Source organism: Vibrio sinaloensis (genome assembly GCF_000808535.1).
Taxonomy (GTDB): domain Bacteria; phylum Pseudomonadota; class Gammaproteobacteria; order Enterobacterales; family Vibrionaceae; genus Vibrio; species Vibrio sinaloensis_D.
In genome coordinates this window covers 26,892-45,490 of record NZ_JWLV01000014.1, presented here as the reverse complement: position 1 = coordinate 45,490, position 18,599 = coordinate 26,892, and the positions used below count along the sequence as shown (strand labels likewise).

At 46.7% G+C, this 18,599-nt stretch carries 16 protein-coding genes; 6 read left to right on the top strand and 10 right to left on the bottom strand.

Annotation, left to right across the window (positions count from 1 at the left end; genetic code table 11):
* Positions 1-99: 99 nt before the first annotated feature.
* From lolE to lolC, 3 genes are read right to left on the bottom strand one after another with little or no spacing between them, the layout of a single operon-like run.
* Positions 100-1,344 (bottom strand): lipoprotein-releasing ABC transporter permease subunit LolE, encoded by a 1,245-nt coding sequence (lolE, locus tag RJ47_RS10910; protein WP_038192538.1) that lies wholly within the window; start codon positions 1,342-1,344, stop codon positions 100-102.
* A gap of 1 nt (position 1,345) precedes the next feature.
* Positions 1,346-2,032, bottom strand: a complete 687-nt coding sequence (lolD, locus tag RJ47_RS10905; protein WP_005474933.1) for a lipoprotein-releasing ABC transporter ATP-binding protein LolD — start codon at positions 2,030-2,032, stop codon at positions 1,346-1,348.
* Entirely contained in the window at positions 2,025-3,233 is a 1,209-nt protein-coding gene (gene lolC / locus RJ47_RS10900) for a lipoprotein-releasing ABC transporter permease subunit LolC (RefSeq protein WP_072036323.1), read from the bottom strand. Before lolC ends, lolD begins: the two co-directional genes overlap by 8 nt.
* A gap of 165 nt (positions 3,234-3,398) precedes the next feature.
* Between lolC and RJ47_RS10895 the strand changes: the two genes are divergently transcribed.
* The 4 genes from RJ47_RS10895 (at position 3,399) to RJ47_RS10880 (ending at position 8,892) form a co-directional block, all read left to right on the top strand.
* Entirely contained in the window at positions 3,399-3,965 is a 567-nt protein-coding gene (locus RJ47_RS10895) for a hypothetical protein (RefSeq protein ID WP_005474998.1), read from the top strand.
* Between the two features lie 10 nt (positions 3,966-3,975).
* The gene (mfd, locus tag RJ47_RS10890; RefSeq protein ID WP_039483780.1) at positions 3,976-7,437 is read left to right on the top strand and encodes a transcription-repair coupling factor; all 3,462 of its coding nucleotides are present in this window, start codon (positions 3,976-3,978) and stop codon (positions 7,435-7,437) included.
* 52 nt (positions 7,438-7,489) lie between these two features.
* Positions 7,490-8,284 carry a peptidoglycan binding protein CsiV gene (locus RJ47_RS10885; RefSeq protein WP_038213714.1) on the top strand — a complete coding sequence of 265 codons (795 nt, stop codon included), beginning with the start codon at positions 7,490-7,492 and terminating at the stop codon, positions 8,282-8,284.
* 71 nt (positions 8,285-8,355) lie between these two features.
* Positions 8,356-8,892, top strand: a complete 537-nt coding sequence (locus RJ47_RS10880; protein WP_038134197.1) for a GNAT family N-acetyltransferase — start codon at positions 8,356-8,358, stop codon at positions 8,890-8,892.
* 43 nt (positions 8,893-8,935) lie between these two features.
* Here RJ47_RS10880 and RJ47_RS10875 read toward each other — a convergent pair whose 3' ends face one another.
* The 7 genes from RJ47_RS10875 to hinT all read right to left on the bottom strand — a co-directional run bounded on the left by RJ47_RS10875 (position 8,936) and on the right by hinT (position 15,043).
* Entirely contained in the window at positions 8,936-10,225 is a 1,290-nt protein-coding gene (locus tag RJ47_RS10875) for an NAD(P)/FAD-dependent oxidoreductase (protein WP_005475002.1), read from the bottom strand.
* 406 nt (positions 10,226-10,631) lie between these two features.
* The gene (ycfP, locus tag RJ47_RS10870; RefSeq protein WP_038134196.1) at positions 10,632-11,174 is read right to left on the bottom strand and encodes an alpha/beta hydrolase YcfP; all 543 of its coding nucleotides are present in this window, start codon (positions 11,172-11,174) and stop codon (positions 10,632-10,634) included.
* A gap of 99 nt (positions 11,175-11,273) precedes the next feature.
* Positions 11,274-12,128, bottom strand: coding sequence for a phosphotransferase (locus RJ47_RS10865; protein WP_038192549.1), 855 nt, complete (start codon positions 12,126-12,128; stop codon positions 11,274-11,276).
* An 18-nt stretch (positions 12,129-12,146) separates the two neighbouring features.
* Positions 12,147-12,737: a penicillin-binding protein activator LpoB gene (gene lpoB / locus RJ47_RS10860; RefSeq protein ID WP_005474953.1), complete on the bottom strand. Its 591-nt coding sequence runs from the start codon at positions 12,735-12,737 to the stop codon at positions 12,147-12,149.
* A 72-nt stretch (positions 12,738-12,809) separates the two neighbouring features.
* Entirely contained in the window at positions 12,810-13,199 is a 390-nt protein-coding gene (locus RJ47_RS10855) for a YcfL family protein (RefSeq protein WP_038134192.1), read from the bottom strand.
* Positions 13,196-14,593 carry a COG3014 family protein gene (locus tag RJ47_RS10850; RefSeq protein WP_052237938.1) on the bottom strand — a complete coding sequence of 466 codons (1,398 nt, stop codon included), beginning with the start codon at positions 14,591-14,593 and terminating at the stop codon, positions 13,196-13,198. The genes RJ47_RS10855 and RJ47_RS10850 overlap by 4 nt, the downstream gene beginning before the upstream one ends.
* A gap of 99 nt (positions 14,594-14,692) precedes the next feature.
* Positions 14,693-15,043, bottom strand: a complete 351-nt coding sequence (gene hinT, locus RJ47_RS10845; protein ID WP_005474935.1) for a purine nucleoside phosphoramidase — start codon at positions 15,041-15,043, stop codon at positions 14,693-14,695.
* Positions 15,044-15,268: 225 nt separating this feature from the next.
* Between hinT and RJ47_RS10840 the strand changes: the two genes are divergently transcribed.
* The gene (locus RJ47_RS10840; RefSeq protein WP_039483775.1) at positions 15,269-17,260 is read left to right on the top strand and encodes a methyl-accepting chemotaxis protein; all 1,992 of its coding nucleotides are present in this window, start codon (positions 15,269-15,271) and stop codon (positions 17,258-17,260) included.
* Positions 17,261-17,393: 133 nt separating this feature from the next.
* Complete coding sequence (locus tag RJ47_RS10835; protein ID WP_039483774.1) at positions 17,394-18,566, top strand: DUF1887 family protein; 1,173 nt, start codon at positions 17,394-17,396, stop codon at positions 18,564-18,566.
* Positions 18,567-18,599: the final 33 nt, after the last annotated feature.

Genomic DNA, 18,599 nt, shown 5'->3' with positions numbered 1-18,599 from the left:
CGAGCCAACACTTTACAGCGTCCCACAAAGCCAGATGTAACTGATAAAAATGATATGTATGAAAAAGGACCTTTACGGTCCTTTTTCATTAGAGAACAATTATTTCGAGCTTAGCACCGCAGCGGGGTTTAACTTGCTCGCTCGAGAGGCAGGATACCAAGTGGCTAGTAGGCTAAGAACGATAGCCGTCAGCGACACCAAGATCACATCGGCAAGATTGACCTGAGAAGGTAAAAAATCGACAAAGTAAATGTCTCCCGATAAGAACTGATGACCAATCAAGCCCTCTAATCCTTTTATCAACTCAGTCAAATTGAACGCGATCAATACGCCAATAACACTGCCGACAATACTGCCCAACACGCCGGAAAATACCCCCTGCCAGACAAAGATACGTTTCACTAAACCGTCTGTTGCACCCATAGTACGTAAAATCGCGATCTCTGAGGCACGATCTTTCACTGCCATCATTAATGTCGACACGATATTAAAACTTGCCACACCAATAACCAGCACCATCACTAGATACATAATGGTTCTGACCAGTTGAATATCTCGGTAAAGAAATCCATATTTTTGCTGCCAACTACGAAGGTAAACGTACTCATCTAGCGTGTTTCCTACTTCGCGTATAATTTGGGTTGCATCTAACACATCGGTCACTTTCAGCGCTACTCCCGACACCGCCGAACCCAATTTGGCATATAGCTGCGCATCTTCGAGGGGCACCAACGCCAAGCTATGGTCAATCTGGCCATTGAGCGTTAACAATCCAGCGACTTGAACTCGGACGCGCTTTGGGGCTTGCACTTTGGTCGTCGCACCGCTAGTTGGGATCATCAGAGTCAGAAAATCCCCGACATTCACGTTCAACAGGTCTGCGATACCCTTACCCAAAATGACTTGTTTCTTTCCGGGGGTAAACTGCTGCCATACGTCTGAATCAATGTAATGACTAAGATTAGACACCTTCGATTCCAGTGTAGGATCAACCCCGCGAACCTCTATCGCTTTAAGCTGTTGCCCTTTTTCCGCCAATGCGGTTAGCTTCACAAACGGCGCCGCCGCTTCCACTTTAGGGTGCAATTGGGACTGTTGAATCACCGATTTCCACTCTTGAATCGGCCCGCGAACCCCTTCAAATTCTCCGTGAGAAATCACCGATAAGACGCGATCTTTTAGCTCTCGCTCAAAGCCGTTCATCGCAGAGAGACCAATAATGATCACAGCGACCCCGACGGTGATACCGATGGTGGACGACAAGGAAATGAACGACACCATTTTGTTGCGCTGCTTGGCGCGGCTAAATCGGCCACCAATAAAAAGTGATAAAGAAGAGAACAAACTAAGCCTCCTCGACATTGAGCAATAGCCCATCTTGCATATGCAGTTGACGATCCATTTTGCTCGCCAGTTCCCCATCATGCGTCACGACTAAAAAGGCCGTCCCAGACTCTCGATTTAACTCTCGCATCAAATCATAGATAGACAGAGCGGTTTTATGATCCAAATTACCCGTCGGTTCATCGGCAAGAACAAGATCCGGACTGTTCACCAAGGCTCTCGCAATCGCAACACGCTGACGCTCACCGCCAGAAAGCTCGGCAGGTCGATGGTCAACTCGATGACTTAACCCCACTTTTTCCAGCAGTGCTTGCGCTTTAGCTTTTGCATCAGCGACTTTTTCGCCGCCAATCAGCAAAGGCATCGCCACATTTTCAAGGGCACTGAAATCGGCAAGCAGGTGGTGAAACTGATAGACAAAACCTAAGTGGCGGTTACGCAATTTTGCCTGTTTATTTGAACTCAAGTTCGCCAGATCTTGACCAAGAAAACTCACGCTGCCTTCTGTCGCATCATCAAGCGCGCCCAATATATGGAGTAACGTACTCTTACCCGATCCCGAAGAACCAATGATTGAAGCCAACTCACCTTTTTTAAGCTCGAAGCTCACGCCTTTTAATACCTGAGTATCCAACGCGCCTTCTCGGTACGTTTTACAAATGTTGTGACACTGAAGAAGGTTACTCATATCTCAAAGCCTCGGCCGGTTTAACAGAAGATGCACGGTAAGAAGGGAACAATGTCGCAAGCAGGCTGAGTGCAATCGCCAACACGACAACGATCGAAATTTGCAAAGGGTTGATTAACACAGGTAACTCGCCACCAACAGAGAAAAGCGCGATTCCTGCGCTCTCCAGTAGTGTGTTCAAATTAGAGGCAAGCAGCACACCTAGACCACCACCAAACAGCGCGCCAATCACGCCACTACTTGCACCTTGTACCATGAAGATGGTCAGCACTTGGTTGTCCGACATGCCTTGAGTTTTGAGTATCGCCACCTCAGATTGCTTCTCCATCACGACCATTATCAGCGCCGAGATAATGTTGAACGCGGCAACGCCAACAATAAGCCCCAGCATCAAACCCATCATATTTTTTTCCATTCTCACGGCTTGGAAAAGTTCACCGCGCTGATCTCGCCAATCTTGCCATTGCCAACCCTCTGGCAATGGTTGATCACTTAACTGCGCCACCACAAAAGGGTCATTGAAGAACAAACGCCAGCCAGTCATAGTGTCGTTTTTCATTCGATTGAGTTTCGCGGCGTCATCGATGTGAGTTAGCATCAATAGCCCATCGACATCAGAGCCCGTGTTGTATATGCCCGCAATCGTAAAAATACGTTGGCTAGGCATTCGTCCAAGTGGGGTAAACTGACTAGCACTGGTGACCATCAAGCGTACCTTGTCTCCGACGGAGACGTCCATTGACCGCGCTAAGGTGTGGCCAATGAAAAGCTGATATTGGCCTGCTTCCATCGCAGCAAGTCGGCCTGCAATCATATGGTCTTCTATCGGGTCATGATCGCTCGGTTTAATGCCAATCAAAAGCCCAGCACTAAGCTGCGAAGCGCTTTGGATAACCGCTTCAGATTGCACGATCGGCTCTGGATGTGCCGCTGTAGAAAGCTCAGAGACAAATTCTGGGGCAACACTTTGGCGATGAGTCTTGCCATCAACTTCTGATACGATGGCTTGCGGCAATACGCCAAGGATGCGACTCTTGAGCTGAGCTTCAAACCCATTCATAACAGAAAGAACCGTCACCAACGACATCACGCCGATCGTGATGCCCGCCGTAGACATATAAGAAACAAATCGACTGAATCTATCGCCGGAGCGCCCTCTTAGGTAACGCAAGCCGATAAAGGCTGAAACCGGATGAAACATAAAATAAACCAATAATGTTTGATAGCGGGTAATGTACCGATTTATCGCTCTGGGTTGTAGCCCTTAATTGCTAATAAGTCGTCAAAATATGTGATAAACAATGACATACCTTGATTACTTGCGTGGTATGACGATAATCAAGGTGTTAGTTAAAGGAAACTCAGAATGCCTGATCAAGAATATTTCACCGTTCATCATCGAATGACGGTTAACGTAGAGCCGTTAGCACAAGGGCAATCCCTGCCTACTTATGAACAATTTGAGAGTGAAATTCCCGCGCCTTTTTTGGTCGCCAGCGAGTTCAGTCAACTTGATTTACTCAACGACAGCGCCCGTTCTGAGCTAAACAACAGTGACTTTAAACACGTCATCGAACTTCTCGATACCCAAAATTCAAAGCTAAACTTGCTTCTCACGTTTATGCTCTCCCAGCAAGACAACGAAACTTACCGCCACCAAACTGTCTCCTTTGGCGCGAGCTTATTTCGTTATCTCACTCCCACGCCACTGAGCGTCGATCAGACCGTGAGAGCCAAACTGTTTTTGGATCATCCTGCCGCAGCGATTTACAGTTATGGCCATGTTGTAGAGTGCGAAGCGCAAGATGAGCAGTTTTTAGTCACCATTAAATATGACCGCTTACGTGATATAGACGAAGATCTATTAATCAAAGCCGCACTCTATCAGCAGCAAAAAATGCTGCGTCAGCGTTCACTGAATCGAGACAAATAAACACACCACTATGTCTGATAGCACTCTTTTCCATCTGGCTAACGCAACCGGAGCCGGAGATAAAAAACACGTCGGTAATCTACAAGGCGCTAGCCTAGCGCTCGCGATAGCAGAGCTTGCCGAGCAGCATAATAGCCATACTTTATTGGCGGTACCTGACCCTCAAACCGCGCTCAAGTTGCTCCAAGAAATCGAGCAGTTTACCGACCAAGGCGTCGCTCTTTTCCCAGATTGGGAGACCTTGCCGTACGACAACTTTTCACCGCATCAAGAAATCATTTCCGATCGCATCGCGCGTTTGTACCAACTGCCAACACTGAGCAGCGGTATCACCATCGTACCCGTGAGCACGCTGCTGCAAAGACAGTCTCCGCGTGACTATTTGATGCAACATACCTTGATGGTGAAAGTCGGTGATTTGTTCTCACTTGAGAAGTTGCGCATGCAGTTAGAGAAATCTGGCTATCGAAACGTTGATCAGGTCTTCGGCCCAGGTGAATACGCAAGTCGAGGATCTATTCTCGATCTCTTCCCTATGGGTTCCAATGACCCATTTCGAATTGACTTCTTCGATGATGAAATTGATACGATTCGTACCTTTGATCCTGAAAATCAACGCTCCATCGATGATGTCCAAGAGATTAGACTGCTTCCCGCTCATGAATTTCCAACCACAGAAAGCGCGATTGAAGATTTTAGAATCCGTTGGCGTCAACGCTTTGAAGCAAGACGCGAACCTGAATCCGTCTATATGCAAGTTTCAAAAGGAACATGGCCAGCCGGTATCGAATATTGGCAGCCGCTCTTTTTTGAACAAACAGAGACGCTCTTTGACTACATTGCGGATGACAGTCAGATCATTACCGTTGGGGATATTGAGTCTGCGATTGAAACCTTCCTCGCCGATGTTGATTACCGCTATGACCAAAGAAAAGTGGACCCGCTTCGTCCACTCTTGCCTCCAGACGAGTTGTGGTTAAAGAAAGACGAGCTGTTTAGCCATATTAAGCAGCTTCCGCACCTCTTGCTCTCCAGCGATGCAATCGTTGAGAAACAGGGTCGAGTCAACCCAAGCGTTCAACCCTTGCCTGATTTAGCCGTCCAGCACCAAAACAAGGAACCGATGGCTGCGCTGCGCCAGTTCAGTGAAAACTACACGGGTAAGATTGTCTTTTCTGTGGAATCAGAGGGGCGCCGAGAAGCGTTACTTGAACTGCTGCAACGCATAAAACTTCGCCCTGTCGAGTACCCTAACTTTAAAAGTGCTTTTATCGGCAAAGATAAGTTTTCGCTGGTACTTGGTGCCGCTGAACATGGTTTCCTCTATGGAGACAGCCAAGTTGCGCTGATTTGTGAAAGTGATTTGCTCGGCGATCGTGTAATACAACGTCGCCGCAAAGACCGTAAGACCACCAACAGTGACGCTGTCATTCGTAACCTGGCAGAGCTCAAGCCAGGTCAACCTGTCGTTCACATTGATCACGGTATTGGCCGCTACATTGGTCTGCAAACTCTCGAAGCAGGCGGCATGACTACCGAGTACGTGACGCTTGAATACCAAAACGACGCGAAGCTGTATGTTCCAGTCGCCTCGCTCAACCTGATTAGCCGCTATTCTGGTGGCGCCGAAGAGAGCGCGCCACTTCATAAACTGGGCGGTGAAGCCTGGGCTAAAGCAAGGCGTAAAGCCGCAGAAAAAGTCCGAGATGTAGCCGCTGAACTTTTGGATGTGTACGCCAAGCGCGAACTCAAGCCCGGTTACAAGTTTGAGCTTGATCGTGGCCAGTACGCAACCTTCAAAGCAGGATTCCCCTTTGAAGAGACCGATGACCAGAAGATGGCCATTAACGCCGTTATGTCGGATATGTGCCAAGCCAAAGCCATGGACCGATTGGTGTGCGGTGATGTCGGGTTTGGTAAAACGGAAGTGGCGATGCGTGCTGCGTTTCTTGCTACCGACAACGGCAAACAAGTCGCAGTACTTGTTCCAACAACACTGCTCGCTCAGCAACACTTTGAGAACTTCCGTGATCGCTTCGCTAACCTTCCAATCCGTGTTGAAGTTCTCTCGCGCTTTAAAACCGCGAAAGAGCAAAAGCAAGTCCTCCAAGACATTGAGGAAGGCAAGGTTGACTTGGTGGTCGGTACTCACAAGCTATTGTCTAATGACATCAAGTTCAAAGATCTCGGCCTGCTGATCGTTGATGAGGAGCACCGCTTTGGGGTACGGCAGAAAGAAAAAATGAAAGCCATGCGTGCTGATGTCGACATTCTGACCCTAACGGCGACACCGATTCCGCGAACACTCAACATGGCAATGAGTGGAATGCGTGATCTATCTATAATCGCAACGCCACCAGCCCGACGTCTGGCGATCAAAACCTTCGTTCGACAAAGTGATGATGCCGTTATTCGCGAAGCGGTCTTACGTGAAATTATGCGCGGTGGCCAAGTTTACTTCCTACACAATCAGGTAGAAACTATCGAGAAAGTGGCCGCAGATTTGGAGAAGTTGATCCCCGAAGCGCGAGTAACGGTCGCCCATGGTCAAATGCGAGAGCGCGAACTCGAACGCATTATGAATGATTTCTACCACCAACGTTTTAACTTGTTGGTATGTACCACAATCATTGAGACGGGTATCGATGTGCCAACGGCCAATACCATCATCATGGATCGCGCTGACAACTTAGGTCTGGCACAACTTCATCAGCTACGTGGTCGTGTGGGTCGTTCACATCATCAAGCCTACGCATACTTGCTTACTCCACATCCGAAAGCGATGACAAAAGATGCAATTAAGCGTCTTGACGCTATTGCCTCTCTGGAAGATCTTGGCGCAGGCTTTACATTGGCAACTCACGACTTAGAAATTCGTGGGGCTGGTGAGTTATTAGGTGATGAGCAAAGCGGGCAAATTCAGTCCATCGGCTTCACGCTCTACATGGAGATGCTTGAGCAAGCAGTCGAAGCACTCAAAGAAGGGAAAGAGCCATCACTCGATGATCTCTTAAGAGAGCAGACAGAAGTTGAAATGCGCTTACCCGCACTGCTTCCTGATGACTACATACCGGACATCAATACTCGTCTATCGATGTACAAACAAATCGCGAGTGTTGAAAGTAAACAAGAGCTCGATGACCTCAAGGTTGAGTTAATTGATCGCTTCGGTTTGCTTCCTGATGCTGCCAAAAACTTACTCTCTGTTGCTGAACTGAAGCTTATCGCTGCTGATCTCAAAGTGAAGAAGATTGAAGCACACGACAAAGGCGGTTATATCGAGTTCTATCCGGACGCTGACATTAACCCGATGTATCTGGTTAAACTATTGCAGTCCCAGCCACAAAAATTTGCCATGGAAGGACCCACTAAGTTTAAGTTTACGGTACCATTGGTCGATAGACGCAAAAGAATCCAATTTATTGGCGATATGTTGGATGAGTTCCAACAGAACCTTTTACCAAAAGCCTAGCGATAAGGCTGATTAATTTTCCACGGTGATTGCACCGAATTATGGAGTTGTAATGAAAAAGCTGATTCCACTGTTACTCTTCTTTGTTGCTCTGCCTTCTTGGGCGCAGCGACAATTTGACATCGAAGTGGTTGTTTTTAAACGTTCTGTGAATCCAGAGCAAACGGCAGAATCTTGGCCTAATAGCCAACCTGCCATTTCGTTAGACGGAACAGGCACGTTTGCTGACTCAAGTTACCGAGCGCGTAAAGGCGTGCAAATGCTGCCTTACTCGTCGTATAAACTGAATAACGAAGTAACGAAGCTTAAAAAGCATGCGGGCTTTGAAGTGTTGCTACACAAGGCTTGGCGTCAAGGTGACAGAGGCCGACTGTCAGCGCCGACCTTCCATATTCAAGCGGGTAAAGACTATTCCAATATTTTCGATGCCGAAGGCAACAGAATTGGTTCGAAACAAGCAAAAGAAGTGATAGATGGCGTAACGGAAACGAGCATTCCAAAACCGCTTTACGAGCTTGATGGCAAACTGCAAATTTACGTTGAACATTATTTGTATGCCGATGTTGAGCTAGACTTAAAGTCGCCGAGCGTACGTGAAGTTGTGCTGCAAGACCCGATTGATATTGAGCCAAGTACCACAGAAGTGACGGCTCAAGGCGAGCAAGCAACAACCAATAGCACTGTTGAAGCGGGCTTTATGGAGCAGGTTTCGCCGACGATCGAGAAACAGGAGTTCCTAAAGAGCTACCGTTTCGACCAAAAACGACGTATGCGTAGTACCGAGACCCATTACCTTGATCACCCACTGATGGGCGTAATCATTCAGGTTCGCAGAGTTAATCAATAGCCTAAAGTGTCTCTAAGTACCGAACAACAAAACAGCCCGCTTGGGCTGTTTTGCTATCATTGAGAAGTGAAATGACGCCAGATTACTGCATTATTACACCGCGTCTCGAGTTAAAACTCATTCCTCAGGAAGATGCTGACGCACTGCGACGCTGCGTGACTGAATCCCCAAGTTTGCACCAGTGGATAGACTGGTGTGAAGCCAGCTTTTCTGCTGAGCAAACAGAAAAATTCCTGCTCGCAACGCGCCTAAACTGGGTAAAGTCCGAAGCATACGGGTTTGGTGTCTACCGCCGAAGCGATCAATGCTTGATGGGCATGGTCGCAATCAATGAGCTGTACCATACCTTCAACATGGTGAGTTTGGGCTATTGGCTAGGAGACCGCTTTCAACATAATGGGTACGCTCAGGAAGCGCTTGAAGGGCTCATCACATTTTGCTTTGAGCAGCTGAAAGTGACGCGAGTTGAAATCGTCTGTGACCCTGACAATGTACCGAGCCAGCGACTTGCTTTACGCTGTGGCGCCACATTTGAAGCCAGAGCACGGAATCGCTATCTCTATTCAGGTAAGCCTCGAGATGGATTGGTATATTCCATCACTCCATAAAAAAAGAGCGCTGGTTAAGCGCTCTTGTACGAAAAATACTGAATTAATGAAGCTTCAAGTTCGGTCGAAGAACTCGGTTGATACGCCCCATTAGGATGATAAGACCAGTCTTAAACATGCCATGCAGCGCCATTTGGTGTAAACGATATAGCGAGATATACACGACACGCGCGATACGACCTTCTACCATCATTGAACCTTTGGTTAGGTTCCCCATCAGGCTACCAACAGTAGAGAATCGGCTCAGTGAAACCAATGACCCTTTATCTTTATAGATGTAGGCTTTGAGATCGCGACCATTCAGTTTAGCGACGATGTTTGAAAACGCACAACTTGCCATCTGGTGCGCAGCTTGAGCACGTGGAGGCACAAATGAACCATCCGCTTGCGTGCACTGAGCCAAGTCACCGATGACAAAAATATCGTCATCGCGAGTAGTTTGTAGAGTCTCTTTCACCACTAACTGGTTAATGCGGTTTGTCTCAAGACCTGCGATGTCCTTGATGAAATCTGGCGCTTTAATACCAGCAGCCCAAACCATGATCTGTGCTGGGATTTTTTCACCATCTTTGGTTGTTAAGCCATCTTTATCGGCTTGAGTGACCATCGTTGCGGTGCGGACATTGACGCCCAGTTTCGTTAGCTCTTGGTGAGCTGCACTGGAAATACGCGGTGGCAAAGCCGGAAGAATACGCTCACCCGCTTCAACTAAGTTGACGTTTAGCTTGCTTGAATCAAGGTCGCCAAAGCCGTATGTACGAAGCTCTTTGACCGCATTGTGCAGTTCAGCAGACAGCTCAACACCAGTCGCACCCGCACCGACGATTGCGATATCGACAGTGCCGTTACCATTTTTCGCGTGCAATTTAAGGAACTCATTGTTCATTTCAGTGCGGAAACGATGCGCTTGTTCTGGACTATCAAGGAAAATACAGTTGTCACGAACACCTGGCGTGTTGAAGTCGTTGGAAGTAGAACCAATCGCCATAACAAGAATGTCGTATTCAAGCTCACGACTTGGCATCAACAATTCGCCATTGTCGTCTTTCAACTCGTGAAGCTTAATCACTTTACGGTCGCGATCGATATCTTCCAAACTGCCCATCTGGAAGTCAAAGTGGTGGTTTTTAGCATGCGCGCGATAGCTGAGGGCATCAACCCCTTCATCAAGCGAGCCAGTTGCAACTTCGTGCAATAAAGGCTTCCAAAGGTGACTTGCTTTACGATCCACTAAGGTGACTTTAGCGCGCCCTTTGCGGCCCAATGTGCGACCCAGCTTGGTTGCAAGCTCTAAACCGCCTGCACCGCCGCCTACAACGATAATTCGTGTCACAGCTACATTCCTCTAAAAAGTTAAATAATATGTATCAGCATGATGACTCATACTGATTAAATTCTGTTCTTTTTGGGCCAATCGCTGAGTTGACTCAGTCTTACATTCTACAGGCCCGTAGAGGCTTCGTTTTTATACGACACGCTAATTGGATAAAGGAGTCGAATGACTCAACACGGCTGGATAACATGCGCCGCAAATATTGGGTAAGTTTCTGACTTACTCTCAATTTTTTTTGATATTTATCAAATAATTTGTAATTCAGACATTATAAGGGCCAAAATTCGCTTCGCAACTAAAGATTGCGTTTATACCACCTGAATTTGTAAGGAATAGAATCAATTGAACAAGAAAAAAGCGGTAAGGTTTCCCTCACCGCTCTATTGAAACGACTTAGCTTTATCTATCAGTTTGCTTCTTTAAACGCTTTCATGGTTTGTAGATGCTGAGAGATTTTTTTAAACTTATGCGTCTGAGTTTCATCCCAGATGATGTCGTAGTAGTCTTCTAACTCTGATGCCGTTTTTGAGTTGTCGTGCACTTCATCCTCTTTAGAGAGCACCACCAAACAACGAGCCTTGTTCTTCATTCGAAACTTCTCAACACACTTGGTTGCGATGTCTTCGTACTCTTCTGGGCGATCGATACGCCCTTGCATATTGATTTCAGGATGCAGGTTCGGGTTGAAAATCACTTGTTTAATCCCGCACAAAAAACCGACCCTTTCTGACCAATAACCGCCAAGGCCTACACCACAGATAATGGGGTTTGGATCCTCAGACTGCTCGATCACTTTGTGAACTTCTTTTAATAGATGTTGCATATCATGCTTTGGGTGCAACGTGCTGTAGTTAATAAAGCGCACGTCGTCATCAATAAATTGCAACTGCAATACTTTTTCATGATTGCCTGGGCTTGTTGAGTCAAAGCCGTGTAAATAAATAATCATAGAACTCCCCCGCTCCTTGTCGATTCAATCTACCATGAAAACTAGGGTTTAAAAGAACGTAAACATAGATTAGTCAACGCGGACCACCAAACAGTGATCTTAGCTGCAAAATGAGTCGAGTATTTTTTCAGCTTGGGTTAAATATTGTTCATCACCCCACAACTGGTAAGCCAGCAAATACCAAAGCATGGCCATCATCGTCGCTCTCGGTTTCCAAGCCATCACCCCTTCAACCCAATCGTCCACGCCCTCGATCTGGCGTAGCTGACAATATCGATAAACGGTTTCCAAAGGCTTCTCGTCCATGACATCAATACTAAGAGTTAGATCAAGCCTTGGGTCCGCGATTGCCGCATACTCCCAGTCGATCACCTTGTGGCCATCTTGAGTGTGAACCATATTGTAGCCAGCAAGATCAAAGTGACACAGAGTAGTCCCGATATCAGCCAAACTCGGAGCGTTTCGCCATTGTTGGTAAACTTGCTGATACGACGCCAGTTTTAAGTCATCACGAAGCAACATCCAGTAATGGTCGACTCGTGCAGTAAAATTAAACGGAGCAACAGGAATTCGGTTTGTATCCAAACTATGGATTTTAACCATGGTCTTAAGCAATGAATCAATGCTGAGCTGGTCAGTGAGAGATTCACCTTCAATCCAGTCAACCAGCAGTCCTTGATCATTAATGTGAATCGCTTTTGGCGCTATGTGAGCGTCTTGGATCGCATTAAGGATTTGATACTCTTGGAAGCGAGAGATAGAAAACGCTTTGGTGATAGGAGTGTTGGGACGCCAGACATACGCCTCGTTGCGAGAAATAACGATCTTCCAACAGCGGTTTGTTAGACCTCCGGTCAGCGTCTGCGCGTATTCCGGAGGTAATTCAAAGAAGTGATCTAGACTCAGCAGTGACGAATCTAACTGACACGCTTCATGCCACGACATCCTTGCCATAAATCACCTCATTGTTTATTAGAACCCAATAAGGCTCTTTGATTCTTGTTTGCGAATTTCAGTCTCGTCTGCCCATTCGATCAGGCCAGTTTCAAGATCCATCAAACGCATCGTCATCTTGTAGTAAACGTCTTTGTCACTACCAGCATTTTTCGCGATGCTAGATAGGTTTCCGTACAACATGTACTGAGCACCCACCATTTTACCAAACTGAATTGCTGTGCTTTGGTTTACAAGCTCATCATTGTTTTGGAAATTAAGTTGATCACGAACTGACTCAACACGGTCCATATCGACAAAACGGAACTTACCTGAGTTCAACATCTTAGTGCTGATGCTGTCTGTGATTGATTCTGTATCAATATGCTCGCTGGTTTTGTTTTTGATACGCTCAACGAATACGATTGGGCGTGCGTCACGGGTAATCGCTGCCACAGAGCCAGACATCATCATACTATCGACCATTTCACCGGCAATTTTTTGCAAGTCCGTCGAACCAAAATCAATGGTTGTGGTTTCAACAGCTTGTGCATCACCGTAAGTAACTTTGTTTGAACAGCCGCCTAAGATGACAGCTAAGCCAAGCAGTGCGATAACACTTTTTTTCATTCTTGGTTCCTTAAATTTCCTTGAAATTTATTGTTTATAACTATGACTAATAGCGTCGGCTATTAGTTCGATTTAGTTGTTATTTTCACGAATCTGCACTCGGAACTGAGTACCATTCGGGTTGAGTGAAACTTCTGATATAGCGATTGATTCGGTGCCACGTACAATCGCTTGTCGCCAAGGGCCCAGTTTAGTGTTGACCTCTAAACCTTGATCGTCATACCAATAGAAACGATATTGGATTGCTTGATCACCTTGATATTGACTTACCAATCGAACAACGCCTCGTGCACGGCCATCAACTTGTGTGGTGGCAATGTCTTCAATTTTGAGTCGACCAGCCAATACGTTGTCACCAAACAGGACGGTCTGAGATGCCCCATCGATACGCAAACCAGCGGTATTACTCGCACATCCAGCCATTGTAAGTGCAGCTATTGCTGCTATTAACCATTTTTTCATCGGATATTTCCTAACTGTTTATGCCAAATTGTAGCATTGCCACTTTGGCGAGAAACCCAAACCAAAGCCGTACGACCGGCACCTACCTCGAAATCATACGACTTCCCATCAACCACTATCTTCTGAGCGCCTGGTGTAACCACTGCGCTGCTGGTTTTTATTTCCCCAGGAAGTGTTTGCCAACTGCGTGTGTCTGCTTGCTCGGTTAGCGTATTCCAAACATTGAGCAGTAAGTTCGCAGCGTTGTCTTCTTTTCTCGCAGCCTCACGGCGAAGCTGATCTTTCGCCCATACTCGAAGTGCCTGACGGATCACAATCGCTGGCATGCGCTCAGACAAGTCATGTTGTGCCATCAGGTTAACATCGGTCAGTAAATCACTTTTGAGCACATTTTGATTTAGCTGCATTGGGCTGTAGCTTTGTCTTGCCACACTCGGATAGTGAGGTAAAGCCACGCTGTACCAAACCCCATTGCCGCGGCTATCAAACAAAGGTAAAGACTGACGCCATTCACGCATCGCTTCAACAATGCCCTGCTCTTCTATCACAATCACGCGTGCACTCTTTTGATCTAACAGCTTCGCCTTACCGTAGCGCTTCTCTAGCTTAGACAAATCAGATCGCATCCCCAAACGCTTCGCGACGCGTTTCGTACCGTCAATTACCTGTGCGTTATCAGGCATTACTGCAAGAGCACGACGATAGTCTACATACGCGCTGTTTAGGTCATTGTCAGCTTCATACAGTAGTGCTGACAAATAGAACAGATAACCGTTTTGCACCGCTTGAAGCGTCTCGCCTGCATCTGGGTAGTTGGATAAGACGCTGCCCAAATTAGGAGTAAGACCTTGTGATTTTAGATCTTTTTGTGCCGATTCAAGTTCTTTTGCACGTTCTCTTCTGGCTTGTTCTTGAACCTGATTGGCTCTGCGCATTTCCACCAGCGCACCTTCCAACTGATTTTCTTTTAAATAGTTGAGGCCCAGATACAAATGAAGAAAGCCCAATTCATAATCAGCGGGTTGATAGGAGGTCAAGTTGTCGTTGGCAGCCAGCGCACTCACACTCGTTGCCGTATCTGAAACAGATATGGTGGCGCTATCTTGCTGAATACGCACCGCCGAGTCACTTTTCTCAAGTGCTGACTTACTTTGTGGGTATTGCTCGTTGAGTAGATAAACCCGACCTTTTTCAAAGTTATCCAATATCTCACCCGCGATGTAGTCTGGGAGCGCCTCTTCGGCTTGTTGATATTGTCCAGCTTTGACAGCTTGGTAGACCTGCTGATTTTGCGCGCTGTAATGGCTAAATAGATTTCCAGCGGAAAGATTGGCGCAGGCAGAAAGAGTGATTGAGCAAGCTACAACGAATGCGAGTTGAACGTATTGACGCACCTCGTACTCCAGTCATTTATTGATAATACTTGATGGCAATGAGACGGTGAGCAAACGAAAAAGTTCCGCTGCTGCACCATCACAGAAAGTAGTGAACGCTTAGCTCATTAACATCGGGCCAAGAGGGCGACCGCCTACAAGGTGCATGTGGATATGATACACCTCCTGACCACCATGAGAGTTACAGTTAACAATCAAACGATAGCCATCTTCCGCTATACCTTCTTGTTTAGCGAGATTTCGTGCAACCACGAACATTCTGCCCATTAAGGCTTCATCTTCATCGGCCACATCATTAACGGTAGGGATCAGTTTATTAGGGATGATCAAAATGTGACTTGGAGCACGAGGGTTGATATCACGGAAAGCAGTCACGAGGTCGTCTTGATAAACAACATCTGCAGGAATTTCCTTGCGGATGATCTTACTAAAAATGGTTTCTTCTGCCATGAAGCACTCCATCACATGCATTTGAGAATAATTGTATTTGTCGAGTATGCGCCAAGCCACTATAAATCACAATAAAAAACATTGTTCATTAAAAATAAATCACTCGTTCTTCTTCGGCAACGAGTTAATTTTGTATTGTGCGTCATAAAATGCGCGTCTCAGTATCAATAAAATAACACTCTTTTTGTTAGATTTTTAAGACAACTATAAATTAGGGAGAGGTCCATGAAAGGCTCTGTCATTAGACGTATGTATGCGGGCTTTGCATTGATCATTATTACTTTCGTCATTACGACTGTGATGACGATGCGAGGAATGCAACAAATTCATACCAACTTCGAGAGTGTATCCAACACTTCACTTCCACTTGTTTCTCAAGCCAACAACACCAGCGTGTCATTGCTTTCTGCGGACAAACTTTTTAAGGACTTTTTAACTACGCAAAGCTTCGAGCGCATGGCAGAAATCTCATCGCAATTTGATGAGGCGAAAACCAACTACAACAACACGCTTCTCGCGCTTGAACAAGCCAGTCAAACAAAGCCGGAGCTTGAAGAACGCATTGTGCAACTCAAAGAAATGGAAACTCGTTACTTCAACGAAGCTGAAGAAGCGATGACAAATTACCGTTCTATGTTCGAAGCGCAAGCGCAAGTCCAGAAATCAACCCGTCAATTTCAACGTCTACATTCTGAGCTGAGTGTCGGTATGAAGGAGTACGTTGACGAGCAGAGTAGTATTTCGGTTAAAGTGATGGCGAAAAGCTACTTCATTAAGCTCAAAGATGCGGAGGTGATTACCTCAGACGCTCTCGCCAGTAGCGACACTGAGTTGGTTGCCAAAGCCGTAGCCAAGAACAAAAAAGCGGTGACTCACCTCAACTACGCTTATCGTGGATTGACCACTCAAATGCCAGAAATCAAAAAGGTATTTGATGAGTCTGTGCAGCAATTCACGATGGATGTCGGTAAGAAAGGTGGCGTACTGGATCAACACGCTTCTTACTTGGTGGCGAAAGATGCGCTCTATGACAACATTGCGAATTTGACCCAAGAAGTCGATGCAACCATGGCTGTGTTGGACTCTTTCAGCCAAGCGGCTCAAGATGGCTTACGTGCCTCGCTACTTGAAGCGGGCGAGGTCTATGAGCAAGGTGTGATTCGCTCTATCTCCATTGGCGCGATAGTTATCATTCTCGCGATTGGCGTTGGCTACCATATCGCTCATAGCGTACGTGAACCACTTACCCGCATTTTAAAAACGCTTGAGCACCTCACCAATGGTGACATGACGCAAAGAATCGAGATTCGTTACAACAACGAGTTCAGCCGTGTCAGTGGTCACATCAACACATTAGCAGACAGTTTGCACAACATTCTGGTGAAACTGAATGATGCCTCAGACAACTTAACAGAGACAGCGAATACCAACCAGTTAACGTCCTCTCAAGCGCAAAGCCAACTGAGCCAGCAGCGTGAGCAAACCGCCACCGTCGCAACTGCCATGACAGAAATGTCCCACTCGGTTCAAGAAGTCGCTCAAAGCGCTCAAAGTTCGCAGCAGATGGTAGAGAAGGTTGAGCAAGCTTCTGAGTCTGGCCGTCAGATTATGAGCAGCAACATTACCACCATTAACCAACTGGAAACGCGCTTAACCAAATCTGTAGACGCGGTGAAAGAGCTACAAAGCATGAGTAGTCAGATTGGTTCAATTCTTGACGTAATCCGAAACATTGCTGAACAAACAAACCTCTTGGCTTTGAACGCCGCGATTGAAGCCGCTCGTGCAGGGGAACAAGGTCGTGGCTTTGCGGTGGTTGCGGACGAAGTTCGCGTGCTTGCCCAACGAACAACGGAGTCAACGTCGGAAATTGAAAACATGATCAGTAATCTGCAATCAAGCTCCAGCTCGGCAAACAGTGTTATCCAGAGCTGTATGGACGACATGGAGCAATCTGTCGAACAAGCATCCAACGCAAACAGTGCGATGGAAGAGATTCAAGCGTTGATTCTTGAGATCAGTCAAATGAGCGGTCAAATCTCTCAAGCGGCCGCTGAGCAAAGCGAAACCTCAACGGACATTGCTCGTAACATTGAAGAGATTAACCTCATAGCGGAACAGAGCTATCAAGCTATGGCACAAATCGCGCGCACCAGTACAGACTTAACGGAACTGGCAAGTCAGCAAGGCGATTTGGTGCATCAATTCAAGCTGTAACTTCAACTATCTACCCCCTTGGGCGACTAATTTTGTTAGTCGCCCTTGTTTTTTATACCCAGTGTCATCATATGGTTAATAGGCTTGCTTCTTCTCTTTACTCCTTTTCGCAAGCCACACATGAGGAATATATATGGCAGTTCATGTTGGCATTATCGACCAAGACCCTATTCGATTGGTCACTCCTTTGCTCGACAATCGCACCATCAGCAACCACATCGTTTTTATTGGTGTAAAAGCTCAGGAAGACATGTATTTACGTTTGCACAACGTACTCGCGAAACGAGACATCACCTCTGAATTTTTTGAAATTCCTAATGTTGCCAACCCTTCACAGATAAAAAAAGCCATCACGGTTCTTGCCGAAGATCTCAAAGCTCGTTCCCAAGAAGTGAAGCTCAATGCAAGCTGTGGGTTGCGTCACAGATTGTTATCGGTTTACGAAATATTCCGCACCTATCACTGGCCAATTTTCGTCGTGGAACCAAACAGTGATCGCCTTTGTTGGCTTTACCCAGACGGCAAAGAAGACACCCAAGTTCAGGACCGCATCACAATTGATGACTACTTAACTATTTTTGGTGCGCGAGGCGAATTCAGTGAACATCAACTTCCTCCTCAGTTAGACCAAAAACTGTATGAATTGGGTGAGCGATGGGCAAGCAATGCACTTGAGTTAGGGCCAGGTCTCGCGACGCTTAACTACCTCGCAACCACCTGCCGGAAAGAACAACAGTTGGATGTGGCGCTTTCTGAGAAGCAACAAGGATACCGAGAGCTCAACATGTTGCTGACCGATCTGGTCGAAGCAGACATTGCCACGTATGAAAACGGTGTACTCACTTTTGCCAACGAAGACGCACGTCGTTTCTCTAACGGTGAGTGGCTAGAAACCTTAGTCCACAGTACTGTGCGTCAAATACAACAAGACATGCCAACCATTCAAGACCATTCGCTAAACGTACAGGTTTACCGTCAGTTAGGTGAACGTGAAGTTCGTAATGAGCTCGACATCGCATCGGTTGTGAATAATAAGCTGCATATCATTGAGTGCAAAACCAAAGGTATGCGCGACGATGGCGATGATACTTTGTACAAGCTTGAATCGCTACGTGACTTGCTCGGCGGCCTGCAAGCTCGAGCTATGCTGGTGAGTTTCCGCCCACTTCGTCACAACGACATCACGCGCGCGGAAGACTTAGGCCTTGCCTTGATTGGTCCAGATGAGCTGAAAGACCTGAAAGCGCATTTAACCCAGTGGTTCCGTGAAGCGGGCGGCAATGAAGATGAGTGTGCGGACTGCTAATGCGTTCTATAAAAAAACGCCCGTAAAGGGCGT